Source organism: Burkholderia sp. Bp9031 (assembly GCF_003857965.1).
GTDB lineage: Bacteria > Pseudomonadota > Gammaproteobacteria > Burkholderiales > Burkholderiaceae > Burkholderia > Burkholderia ambifaria_A.
Window position 1 is genome coordinate 306,133 of the sequence record NZ_QTPW01000005.1, and the last position, 12,177, is coordinate 318,309.

General features: G+C 65.1%; 9 protein-coding genes, 3 tRNA genes and 1 pseudogene. 7 read left to right on the forward strand and 6 right to left on the reverse strand.

Annotated elements, in window-relative coordinates:
* Positions 1-47: 47 nt before the first annotated feature.
* The 5 genes from DIE15_RS09715 to rnr all read right to left on the reverse strand — a co-directional run bounded on the left by DIE15_RS09715 (position 48) and on the right by rnr (position 6,180).
* Entirely contained in the window at positions 48-764 is a 717-nt protein-coding gene (locus tag DIE15_RS09715; protein ID WP_057924357.1) for a FadR/GntR family transcriptional regulator, read from the reverse strand.
* 283 nt (positions 765-1,047) lie between these two features.
* Positions 1,048-1,740, reverse strand: coding sequence for a ribose-5-phosphate isomerase RpiA (gene rpiA / locus DIE15_RS09720; protein ID WP_057924356.1), 693 nt, complete (start codon positions 1,738-1,740; stop codon positions 1,048-1,050).
* Between the two features lie 103 nt (positions 1,741-1,843).
* The gene (locus DIE15_RS09725) at positions 1,844-2,716 is read right to left on the reverse strand and encodes an N-acetylmuramoyl-L-alanine amidase (protein WP_124833083.1); all 873 of its coding nucleotides are present in this window, start codon (positions 2,714-2,716) and stop codon (positions 1,844-1,846) included.
* 105 nt (positions 2,717-2,821) lie between these two features.
* On the reverse strand, positions 2,822-3,565 hold the full coding sequence (gene rlmB / locus DIE15_RS09730) for a 23S rRNA (guanosine(2251)-2'-O)-methyltransferase RlmB (protein ID WP_057924354.1): 744 nt from the start codon (positions 3,563-3,565) through the stop codon (positions 2,822-2,824).
* Between the two features lie 152 nt (positions 3,566-3,717).
* A complete protein-coding gene (gene rnr, locus DIE15_RS09735) occupies positions 3,718-6,180 on the reverse strand; it encodes a ribonuclease R (protein WP_057924353.1) in 2,463 nt (820 codons plus the stop codon).
* A 249-nt stretch (positions 6,181-6,429) separates the two neighbouring features.
* Between rnr and DIE15_RS09740 the strand changes: the two genes are divergently transcribed.
* The 4 genes from DIE15_RS09740 (at position 6,430) to DIE15_RS09755 (ending at position 8,220) form a co-directional block, all read left to right on the forward strand.
* Positions 6,430-6,516, forward strand: a tRNA-Leu gene (locus DIE15_RS09740).
* Between the two features lie 183 nt (positions 6,517-6,699).
* Positions 6,700-7,689 (forward strand): aliphatic sulfonate ABC transporter substrate-binding protein, encoded by a 990-nt coding sequence (locus tag DIE15_RS09745; RefSeq protein ID WP_124833084.1) that lies wholly within the window; start codon positions 6,700-6,702, stop codon positions 7,687-7,689.
* A 115-nt stretch (positions 7,690-7,804) separates the two neighbouring features.
* Positions 7,805-7,891, forward strand: a tRNA-Leu gene (locus DIE15_RS09750).
* A gap of 242 nt (positions 7,892-8,133) precedes the next feature.
* Positions 8,134-8,220: transfer RNA gene (locus tag DIE15_RS09755), tRNA-Leu, on the forward strand.
* Positions 8,221-8,300: 80 nt separating this feature from the next.
* Here DIE15_RS09755 and DIE15_RS09760 read toward each other — a convergent pair.
* Positions 8,301-8,804: an Ohr family peroxiredoxin gene (locus DIE15_RS09760; RefSeq protein WP_057924351.1), complete on the reverse strand. Its 504-nt coding sequence runs from the start codon at positions 8,802-8,804 to the stop codon at positions 8,301-8,303.
* Between the two features lie 357 nt (positions 8,805-9,161).
* Here DIE15_RS09760 and DIE15_RS09765 point away from each other — a divergent pair, with 357 nt between their 5' ends.
* The 3 genes and pseudogenes from DIE15_RS09765 to DIE15_RS09775 form a co-directional block, all read left to right on the forward strand.
* Positions 9,162-10,409, forward strand: a complete 1,248-nt coding sequence (locus DIE15_RS09765) for an ROK family protein (protein ID WP_124833085.1) — start codon at positions 9,162-9,164, stop codon at positions 10,407-10,409.
* Positions 10,396-11,949 carry a sugar ABC transporter ATP-binding protein gene (locus tag DIE15_RS09770; protein ID WP_124833086.1) on the forward strand — a complete coding sequence of 518 codons (1,554 nt, stop codon included), beginning with the start codon at positions 10,396-10,398 and terminating at the stop codon, positions 11,947-11,949. Before DIE15_RS09765 ends, DIE15_RS09770 begins: the two co-directional genes overlap by 14 nt.
* A gap of 40 nt (positions 11,950-11,989) precedes the next feature.
* Positions 11,990-12,177, forward strand: a pseudogene (locus DIE15_RS09775) (ribose ABC transporter permease); the annotation flags it as partial.

The window sequence follows — 12,177 nt, forward strand, 5'->3', positions numbered from 1 at the left end:
TCATGATAAACGGCTTGCCGGCTCACGGATAAGCGACGCGTTCGGATTCAGGCGCGCACGGGCACGTCGACGGAGAAATCGCGCGAGATCTCGTCGGCGCTGAAATCGATCAGCGCGAGCGATGCCGCTTCGGCTTCACGGGGGTCGCGGCGTTCGATCGCATCGACGACGCGCGCATGCGCCTTGACCGCGATGTCGTGCGCGCCATCCTTCTGCACGACGCGCGGATTCACGAGCCGCACCGCACCGCGCACGATCGCCGCCATCTGCTGGAAGAACTGGTTGCCGCTCGCCTGGACGATCCGCGTGTGCAGCAGTTCGTCCGCCGTGTCGTAGCCGGGGTCGCCCGGTTGCAACACCTTGAACGCCTCGAACGCTTCGCGGATGCCAGCGATGTCGACGGCCGTCGCACGGACCGCCGCCTGCGCGGTCGCGCGCGGTTCGATCAGCATTCGGAATTCGATGACGTCGCGCATGAACTGCGGATCCGGCTTCGCACGAAACCGCCAGCTCACGACGTCTTCATCGATCATGCGCCAGTCGCGCATCGGCCGAACGCGCGTACCGACTTTCGGACGCACGTCGAGCATGTCGCGTGCAAGCAACATCGATAATGCTTCGCGCATCACCGTACGACTGACATCGAACTCTTTCGACAGCACATCCTGCGGCGGCAAAATGCCGCCGTACTTGTCCTCGACGATACCCTCGACAAGCCCATCCATCACTTTGGCGACCAGTGACCGGTCTTTGCCCTGCTCCATGACACCTCCCCGTGCGTCGATTTGCGAACACCTGCTCCGCAGTTCCGCCGGCCCTGGTTACGACTGTTCTTATGATCTATAAGTTGATGAGTTCGAGGATATTTCGCTATCTGGTAAACACCTGACAGGGTTATCCCTCTTTTAGACGGGGTGATTTATAAGGCTTCAAAAAAAGCCCGGGAAGCGCTCTGCGCTTGCCGGGCCGCGGTTCTCTCAAAATTTAAACATGCAATCCATTACGGCATCCTGATGCCATTACGGACTGCTTCTCATTCAGTTTTAATTAACCGGGATAAACGATCGTCTCGACGCCGTTCGCCGTGCCGAGCAGGCACAGATTCGCGCCGCGCTCGGCGAACAGGCCGACCGTCACGACGCCCGGCCATGCGTTGACCTGCGCTTCGAAACCGCGCGGATCGGCAATCTGCAGCCCCTTCACGTCGATGATCTCGTTGCCGTTGTCGGTAATGTACGGCGCGCCGTCCTTCGTCACGCGCAACACCGGCACGCCGCCGAGCGCGGTCACGCGCCGGCCGATCGCCGTGCGCGCCATCGGCACGACCTCGATCGGCAGCGGGAAGGCACCGAGCACCGGCACGCGCTTGCTGCCGTCCGCGATGCAGACAAACGTATCGGCCACCGACGCGACGATCTTCTCGCGCGTCAACGCGCCGCCGCCGCCCTTGATCATTGCGCCGCTTGCGTCGATCTCGTCGGCACCGTCGACGTACACCTGCAGCGATTCGACCTCGTTCAGATCGAACACCTTGATGCCGTGCGATTTCAGGCGTTCGGTCGTCGCGATCGAGCTCGATACGGCGCCGCGATAGCGCGATTTGACAGTCGCGAGCGCGTCGATGAAGCAGTTGGCGGTCGAGCCGGTGCCGACCCCGATCACGGCGCCTTCCGGCACGTTCTGGATCACATAATCGGCGGCCGCCTGGCCAACCAGGCGTTTGAGTTCGTCTTGAGTCATGAGGTGGGAATACAGCAGGATTGCGGAAAACCGCCAGTTTACCGGACTCGGAAGACGGCTCGGGCTTTTTCCGTGCGGGTGTCGGCGCCGGGCACGCCGCCGGTCAGGGCGCGCCGGTGGCCGACGCGCTGCCGGTGGCCGGCGTGGCAGGAAAATACTTGTCGAGCAGTGCCTGCGCGATCGCGTCGGTTCCGGCGTCCGGATCGCCCGCATAGTCGGACGGCCGAAAATGCATCTGGAACGCGGCGAATACGCGCCGCGTGCGCTCATCGAGCACGCCGTCGGTCGGCACGTCGTAGCCGTAGCGCGCGAGTTTCAGCTGCAATTCGCGCACGTCGACGAGCGCGTGCGGATCGCGCCCGCCGAGCCGTGCGGTCACGGTCGCATCGTCCGGCCATGCGCCAACGCCGGCTTGCGCGAGCGCATGCCATGGGAACAGCGGCCCCGGATCGATCTTGCGTTGCGGCGCGATATCGCTATGTCCGACCACGCGCGTCGGCGGAATCTGGTAGCGCGCGACGATATCCTTCGACAGACGAATCAGCGCATCGACCTGTTCGGGCGGATACGGCTGCCAGGTACGGTTTTGCGGATCGAGCGGCCCGCGGTTCACGTTCTCGATGCCGATCGATGCCGCATTGAGCTCGGTCGTGCCCTGCCATTCGCTGATGCCGGCGTGCCATGCGCGCTTCGATTCGGGAACGAGTTGGTAGACGACCGGCATCCCGTGTTCGATGCGCGGTTGCGGCGGCACCACGTAGTGCACGCTGACCGAATCGCCCGTCAGCGTACGCAGCGATTTCGCTTCGTCGCTTTCCGTGTAATGCATCACGAGAAAGCGGATTCGCGAATCGGCGCCGCGTGCGTGCAGGCTCGTGTCGGCGTAATAGGTGCCGCGCTCGACCAGCGACGGCGACGTGCAGGCGGCCAGCAGGCCAAGGACGGCGCACGATGCGCCGAGGCGAAACAGGGTCATGGTTCGCGAGTTCCGGGAGCCGCGTGCCGCGCGCAATCGCGGCACGCGTCGTGCGGGTCATGGTGGCCCGCGCATCACGCGAGACCGCGTGCGTCAGCCCGTGTATCAGCCCTTCACGCGCCGCTGCCGCACCGCTTCATACAGGCACACGCCGCTCGCAACCGACACGTTCAGGCTTTCCACGCTGCCGGCCATCGGGATGCTCATCACTTCGTCGCACGTATCGCGCGTGAGCCGGCGCATGCCTTCGCCTTCCGCACCCATCACGATGGCAACGGGGCCGTCGAGCTTCGTTTCGTACAGCGTCGCCGACGCTTCGTCCGACGTGCCGATGATCCACACACCCGCGTCCTTCAGCTCGCGCAGCGCGCGGGCGAGGTTCGTGACCGTGATGTACGGCACCGTGTCGGCTGCGCCGCTCGCGACCTTCGCTGCTGTCGCGTTCAGGCCGACCGCGCGGTCGCGCGGTGCGATCACCGCATGCGCGCCGGCCGAATCGGCGACACGCAGGCATGCGCCCAGGTTGTGCGGATCGGTGACGCCGTCGAGCACCAGCAGCAGCGCCGGGCCCTGGATGCCGTCGAGCAACTCGGACAGGTTCTGCGCGAGCGGAACGTCCTCGACGCGCGCGACGACGCCCTGATGGCGCTCGGTGTGCGCGAGCCCCCACAGGCGGGTTTCGTCGGCCGCGATCAGTCGCACGCCCGCTTCCTTCGCGGCGTGCAGGAAGTCCTGCATGCGGCGGTCGCGGCGCGTCTGGTCGTACAGCACCTCCGCAACCGTCGATGCATCGTGCCGCAAACGTGCGGTCACCGCATGAAAACCGTAAAGAACCTTCAGACGTGACATGACTGGAACAACCTTCGATCAAACGTGCGGCCGCGCAACGCGCGCAGCCGCGATCCATGGAAAAGGAAAGCGCCGCGTTGCCGGCCGGTGACCGGTAGAACGCGGCGTCTCTCGATACTGCAAGGGCGTGCGCTTCGCGCCGCCCCGAGCGCTCAATACTTCTTGCGCGCGTGTGGCTTCTTCGCGGCCGTCTTCGCCGCCGTGCCGCCCTTCTTCTTCGCTGCACGCGCTGCACGCGCTTCCTTCACCGCGACGGTCGGCGCGCTTGCCGCCTTCTTGCGTCGCGGCACGGCATCCTCCGCCGGCGGCAACGAGCGCACGCGCGGGCCGCCGCGATCGTTGCCGTTACCGGCAGCAACCGGCGCCGGCGCGGGGCGCGGCGCCTTCACGGGTGTATCGCGCACGAGACGGAAATCGATCTTGCGCGCGTCGAGATCGACGCGGCTCACCTGCACGCGCACGCGATCCGACAGGCGATAGCGGATGCCGGTGCGCTCGCCGCGCAGCTCGTTCTTGATCTCGTCGTACTGGAAATAGTCCGAGCCGAGCTCCGTGACGTGCACGAGCCCTTCGATGAACAGCGTATCGAGCTGCACGAAGATGCCGAACGACGTGACGCCGTTCACCATCCCGCCGTACTCCTCGCCGAGCTTGTCGCGCATGAAGTAGCACTTGAGCCAGGCCTCGACGTCGCGCGACGCTTCGTCGGCACGCCGCTCGTTCGCCGAGCAGTGCAGGCCGAGTTCTTCCCAGATCGCCGTGTTCGAGCGCGAACGGCCGCGCGCTTCGTCGTCGGCCTGCTGCATCGCGCGGGCGCGCGGCGACAGCGCGGTGTTCAGCTCGAAGCCGTCCGGCGCCTTCGGTGCGTACTTCTTGCCGGACAGGATCGCGTAGATCGCGCGGTGCGTGAGCAAGTCGGGATAGCGGCGGATCGGGCTCGTGAAGTGCGCGTACGCCTCATACGCGAGACCGAAGTGGCCGATGTTGTCCGGGCTGTAGACGGCCTGCTGCATCGAGCGCAGCAGCATCGGCTGCAGCATCTGCGCATCGGGCCGGTCGCGAATCTGCGCCATCAGCGCCGCGTAGTCGCTCGCGTGCGGCTTGTCGCCGCCACCGAGCGACAGGCCCATGCCGCGCAGGAACGCGCGCAGGTTCTCCAGCTTCTCCGGCGTCGGCCCCGCGTGCACGCGGTACAGGCCCGGGTGCTTGTTGCGCTTCAGGAAGTCGGCCGCGCAGACGTTCGCGGCCAGCATGCATTCCTCGATCAGCTTGTGCGCATCGTTGCGCTGACGCGGCACGATCTGCTCGATCTTGCCCTGCGAGTTGCAGACGATGTACGTCTCGGTCGTGTCGAAGTCGATCGCGCCGCGCTTCTGGCGGGCAGCGAACAGTGCCTTGTAGACGCCGTACAAGTCCTGCAGGTGCGGCAGCAGGTCCGCGCGGCGCGCCGCCTCCGGCCCCTTCGTATTCGACAGCACGGCGGCGACTTCGGTGTACGTCAGGCGCGCGGCCGAATGGATGACCGCCGGATAGAACTGGTACGCCTTGATCTCGCCGCGCGCGGTAATCACCATGTCGCACGCGAGCACGCAGCGGTCGACCTGCGGATTCAGCGAGCACAGCCCGTTCGACAGCTTCTCGGGCAGCATCGGGATCACGCGACGCGGGAAATAGACCGACGTGCTGCGCTCCAGCGCGTCGGCGTCGAGACCGTTGCCCGGCTGTACGTAGTGCGACACGTCGGCGATCGCGACGATCAGGCGGAAGCCGTCGCCGCGACCGACCTTGGTCGGCTCGCAGTAGACGGCATCGTCGAAGTCGCGGGCGTCCTCGCCGTCGATCGTCACGAGCGGCACGTCGCGCAAATCGACGCGGAAACGCAGGTCGGCCGGCCGCACCTTGTCCGGCAGCGCGGCGGCTTCGTCGAGTGCCGGCTGGCTGAATTCGTGCGGCACGCCGTACTTGCGCACGGCGATCTCGATTTCCATGCCCGGATCGTCGATGTCGCCGAGCACTTCGACGACGCGGCCGAGCGGTTGCGAATGACGGCTCGGGAAGTCGGTCAGCTCGACGACGACGACCTGCCCCACCTTCGCCTTCTTCACGTTCTGCGTGATCAGGATGTCGTGGCCGATACGCTTGTCTTCCGGAGCGACGATCAGCGCGCCATTTTCATTGAGCAGGCGGCCGATCACACGCTTGTTCGCACGCTCGGTGACCTCGACGACATGGCCTTCCGGCCGGCCGCGGCGATCGTAGCCGACGATCCGCGCGAGCACGCGGTCGTTGTGCATCACCTTCTGCATTTCGCCGTTCGGCAAAAACAGGTCGTCCTGGCCGTCGTCGCGGATCACGAATCCGTAGCCGTCGCGATGCCCCTGCACGCGACCGGCCACGAAGTTCGACGGATGAGTGAGCTGGTAGTGGCCGCGCTTGTCGAGGCGGATCTGGCCGTCGCGTTCCATCGCGGCGACTCGCCGGAAGAACCCCTCGCGCTCCTGACGCTTGATCGACAGCGCTTCGGCGATGTCGTTGGCGGCCAGCGGCGCGTCGCTCGTACGCAGCACGCCGAGAATTTCTTCACGGCTCGGAATGGGGTACGGATATTTGCTCAAGGGTTTGTCGATGATTGTTCTCGTTGCGTTGACTGACGGTGCACGGCATCAACATAGAAGTGTCCGTCAGACAGTTCTATAGTGACGGCGGCGGATCATTCTATCACCCGCCTGTGTTGCGAAATGACGCGAATGCCGCGCCCAGGCGCCACAGCGGCCGGTTTGCGGCGCATCGCAAAAAAGTGTTGACACCAATAATTGGGGCGCTATAATTTCATTTCTTTGCAGCAAGCAGCTACTGCAAAACGTGCCCAGGTGGCGGAATTGGTAGACGCACTAGGTTCAGGTCCTAGCGGTGGCAACACCGTGGAGGTTCGAGTCCTCTCCTGGGCACCATCTGTTTTTAAAAAGGTCGGCTTTTAGCCGACCTTTTTCATTTCCGGCGCGCACATTGCACGCACTGGCCGCGCCATATACCCGCCGCTCCGATCGATAGCAGAATTAATCAGTTATTGATTGCCCTCCCCGTTGGTACGTTAGCCGCCTTGCTCTCAACGAGCCCAACGAGGAATTCTCCACATGACGTCGATGAACCGCCGCGTATTCACGCATGCGATGCTGGCCGTCGGCCTGAGCGCCGCCGGCATCCGGACTCACGCAGAGAACACGCCATCCGCACTGCGCATCGGATACCAGAAATCGTCGACGCTCATTACGCTACTCAAGACGCGCGGCACGCTGGAGCAGTCGCTCGCTCCGCTCGGCCTGCGCGTGTCGTGGCACGAGTTCGCGAGCGGCTTGCCGCTCACCGAAGCGCTCAATGTCGGCGCCGTCGATTTCAGCGCCGACGTGGCCGACACGGTTCCCGTCTTCGCACAAGCCGCACATGCGCGCTTCGTGTACGTCGCGCAGGAAGCGCCGTCGCCGAAAGCGCAGGCCATTATCGTCAAGCGCGACAGTGCACTGCGCACGCTCGCCGATCTGAAGGCCAGGCGCATCGCCGTCACGAAGGCTGCCGGCAGCCACTACCTGCTGCTTGCCGCACTCACGCGCGCCAAGCTCGCCCCTGCCGATACGGCGATCCACTACCTGACACCGGCGGATGGCCGCGCGGCGTTCGAGCGCGGCAGCGTCGATGCGTGGATCACGTGGGATCCGTACGTCGCGTCCGTCGACTCGAATCCCGACGTGCGGATTCTGGCCGATGGCAACGGGCTTGCTTCATACCAGCGCTACTACCTCGCATCGAGCAGCTTTGCTGCCGCGCGCCCAGACGTCATCCAGATCGTGTTCGATCGTCTGTCGCAGGCTGGCACATGGCTGCGCGAACACCAGCAAGAGGCTGCCAATACCCTGGCGCCGATCTGGGGACTCGACGCGAAGACGATCGAGCGCGCGAACGCGCGACGCAGCTATCTCGTGCGCGACGTGGTCACGCAGAACTTTGGTGAGCAGCAGAAGATCGCCGATACGTTCCTCGCAGCCGGTTTGCTACCCGCTCGCGTCGACACGAGCGAAGCGTTGCGCTGGAATTTCACGGCGAAGCGTGCGGATCCGATCGGCGTCTGAAAACCCGAACATGCAACGCGCGATATTTTTATCGCCAATGATCAAATGGTGTTGACAGCCTCTACAGACACGCTATAATTTCACTTCTTTGCAGCAAGCAGCTACTGCAAAACGTGCCCAGGTGGCGGAATTGGTAGACGCACTAGGTTCAGGTCCTAGCGGTGGCAACACCGTGGAGGTTCGAGTCCTCTCCTGGGCACCATCTGTTTTTAAAAAGGTCGGCTTTTAGCCGACCTTTTTCATTTCCGGCGCCGAATAGATAACGCGCAGTCATGGCAGCATCCATATGCCCGGCATCTTGTCGCATCGCCCCCTCGCTACGACGCGCATCTCTAGCCCCGCAGGCAAGCCGCCAAATTATTTTCGTTCGCGACCTCAAATTCTATTGACAGGTTCTTCAGACACGCTAGAATAGCGGTCTTCGCATCGCAGCAAGCGAAACGTGCCCAGGTGGCGGAATTGGTAGACGCACTAGGTTCAGGTCCTAGCGGTGGCAACACCGTGGAGGTTCGAGTCCTCTCCTGGGCACCATCTGTTTTTAAAAGGTCGGCTTTTAGCCGACCTTTTTTCATTTCCGCTGCCGGAAGCGCGATATCCCCCTCACATCGCGCTCACACCGTCCCGGTGATGCGTACGGTGTGCCCAATCCCCTCCCTCGCCATCTTCGCGTAAGGACAAATCGCCTCGGTCGCGGCGACGAGCTTACGCGCATCATCGGCACCCACACCCGGCATGCTGACCTCGACATCCAGCGTGAGCGCAAACCAGCCATCCGCCGGGTCGCGCTGAAACGTTGCGCTGGCCGAAATCGCGAGATCGACGGGCAGTCGAATCCGGCGTTTCGTCGCGACCAGCACCAACGCGCCATGAAAACATGCGGCGAAGCCGGCCGCGAATAGCTGCTCCGGATTCGTGCCGCCACCCGTGCCACCCAGTTCAACCGGCAAGCGCAACGACACATCCAGTTCGCCGGTTGCCGAACGCACATGTCCGGACGACCGTCCATGCGCCGACTCGCCACCAGTAACGGTCACCGTCGTCGAGTAAAGCGGCAGCGGTTCGCTACCGGTGTATGGGTCAAGTAGCGATATCGAAGGACGCGTCGTGCGGTGCATGGACTTTCTCTCAAATAGAAGCAGACGCAGGGCGGCTTCCGCCGCCGCGTCGATGAACAAGCGACCTGCAGCCCGCGCCACATGCCCCCGCCTGCACCGACATCGCCATCTCCGTGCTGCCGTATTGCAAACAGCCCGATAGGCAATCGTGGCGTGTGCCTGAAAGCAAATCCATCAGACGAATTCGAAACTTCCGACCTCCCCGCGCACCACGCTTGCCCGGAAACCAGACTCCGCCGTCATCTCCGGACGAAACCGGGATTTCCCTAAGCTGACATGCCGCCGCTCACGCGGTTAAATAAATCAGCATGATTTATTTAATGCGCCCACAGCCGGCGCGCCATGGAAGGAGACGCCATGAGAAGCCCGCACATCGGCCAGGGCAGCAACTCGGTCAACGTGCGCCGTTACAACGAGCGCCTGCTGTTGAAGACGCTGCGCCGTGCGGGCAGCGCGTCGAAGGCCGACCTCGCCCGTCTCGCGAACATGACGGGCACGGCGGTCGGCAGCATCATCGCGTCGCTCGCCGACGCAAAGCTGATCGAATTCGCCGGTCGTACCGAAGGCCAGCGCGGCCAGCCGGCTTCGTTGATCCGTCTCGATCCGCGCGGTGCGTTCGGCATCGGCGTCCATCTCGATCGGATGCGCATCGAGACGGCGCTCGTCAATTTCGCGGGCGACGTGCTCGGCCGCCGCTCGCACGACATGCAGCTCCCCCCGCCCGCCGACGTGCTAGACATCGTGCGGCGCGACATCGACGCGATGCAGGACTTGCTTCCCGCGCATGAGCGCGCGCGCCTCACGGGCGTCGGCGTCGCCCAACCATACAACCTCGGCGCGTGGATGCGCGAGCTCGGTCTCGCACCCGACACGTTCCGCGCATGGGAAGACGTCGACTTCGCAAGCGACCTCGGACGCACGCTGTCGCTACCCGTGTACGGCGAAAACGACGGCAATGCGGCCGCAATCGCGGAACTGTTCTACGGGTACGGCCGTCAGTGCGACGACTTCGTCTACCTGTTCATCGGTCCCGCGATCGGCGGCGGCGTTGCCATCGACGGCGACTGCCTGCGCGGCGTGACCGGCAATGCCGGCGACATCGCCGTGATGCCCGTGCCGCCGAGCCGGCTGGCATCCGCGCCGCCGCCGCGCGGGCAGTGGGACATCCTGCTCGCCCGCGCGTCGCTGCATGCGCTTGTGCGCCACCTGCGCCATCACGGCGAGACGGTCGAGAACCGCGCCGACCTCGAGGCCTGCATCGCGCGCGGCCTGCCCGCCGTCGACGAATGGATCGACGACTGCGTCGACGCACTCGCACCTGCATTGCGCGCGGTGCTGTGCGTCGTCGATGCGCCGGTGGTGGTGCTCGACGCCGATACCGACGCAGGCCTGCTCGATGCGGTGACGACCCGCCTGCGCGCAGCGCTCGCCGCCACCGCGCCGGAAGCGCGCGGTACCCCGACGCTCGTGCGCGGCACGTTCGGCGCCGACGCCGGTGCGATCGGCGCCGCGACGCTGCCGATGTTCTTCAACTTTTCACCGCGCTCCGGGATTCTGAGAGGTGCAGGTCTGGATACGCAAGAGGTCGCCTATGTCTCGTTCTAACTCGCCCCGACCGCTGCTCGAGATGCGCGGAATCAGCAAGACGTTCCCGGCCGTGCGCGCACTCGACAACGTCAGCCTGACCGTCTATCCCGGCGAGATTCATTCGCTGATGGGCGAGAACGGCGCGGGCAAATCGACGCTGATGAAGATCCTCTCGGGTGCCTACCGCGCCGACGCCGGCGGCGAGATCCTGATCGACGGCGAGCGCATCGACGTCGACGGCCCGCTCGCCGCGCGCGATGCCGGCGTCGCGGTGATCTACCAGGAGCTGTGCCTGTCACCCAACCTCACCGTCGCGGAAAACATCTACGTCGGCCGCGAACTGCGGCGCGGCAACCGGCGCTGGGGCACCATCGACCGCGCGGCGATGGCGCGCGGCTGCCAGGACGTGCTCGCGCGCCTCGGTGCGCCGTTCGGGCCCGACACGCTCGTCGGCACGCTGTCGATCGCCGAACAGCAGCTCGTCGAGATCGCCCGCGCCGTGCACACCCGCGCGCGCATCCTCGTGATGGACGAACCGACGACGCCGCTGTCCTCGCGCGAGACCGAGCATCTGTTCGGCCTGATCCGCCAGCTGCGCGAGGAAGGGCTCGCGATCATCTACATCAGCCACCGGATGGCGGAAATCTACGAACTGTCCGACCGCGTGTCGGTGCTGCGCGACGGCTCGTACGTCGGCACGCTCGAGCGCGAATCGCTGTCGGCCGAGCGGCTCGTCGCGATGATGGTGGGCCGCGACATCTCCGGCTTCTACAAGAAGGAACATGCCCCGTACGACCCCGGCCACCTGCTGCTGTCGGTGCGCGACATCGCCGACGGCGAACGCGTGCGCGGCTGCAGCCTCGACCTGCATGCCGGCGAGGTGCTCGGCATCGCCGGGCTCGTCGGCGCCGGCCGCACCGAGCTCGCACGGCTGATCTTCGGCGCGGAGACGCGCACCCGCGGCGACGTGAAGCTCGGCGAGCGCACGTTGGGCACCCATTCGCCGCGCGAATCGATCGACGCCGGCCTCATCTACCTGACCGAAGACCGCAAGCGCCAGGGCCTGTTCCTCGACATGAGCGTGCGCGACAACATCAACATCTCCGTATGCAACCGCGATGCGCGGCTCGGTGCGCTCGATCTCGCGCGCGGCGCCGAACGCGCACGCGACGCGATCGCCTCGCTGTCGATCCGCGTGCCGCACGCGAACGTCAACGTCGGCGCGCTGTCGGGCGGCAACCAGCAGAAAGTGCTGCTGTCGCGCCTGCTCGAGACGAAGCCGCGCGTGCTGATCCTCGACGAACCGACCCGCGGCGTCGACATCGGCGCGAAATCCGAGATCTACCGGATCATCAACGAACTGGCCCGCGCGGGCGTCGGCGTGATCGTGATCTCGAGCGAACTGCCGGAAATCATCGGTGTCGCCGACCGCGTGCTCGTGATGCGCGAAGGCGAGATCGCCGGCGAACTCGGCGGCCACACGCACACCCCGATCACGCAGGAAGCCATCATCGCGCTCGCGACCGGCTCGCAGGCCGAACTCGCCGACGCGCACTGACCACGGCCCCTTCATTTCCTTCTTCATTCAAGGTACCGAAATGATCAACCCGACCAAGCAGCGGAACCTCGCTTCCGCGACGGCCCCGGTGGCCAACCGTACGCCGCTCTTGCGCGGCGCCGATCATCGCGCGCGCATGCAGTCGCTGATGCGCACCGCCGGCATGCTGCCGGTTCTGCTGGTCCTCTGCATCGGCTTCGGATTCCTGACCGACGGCTTCTTCACGCT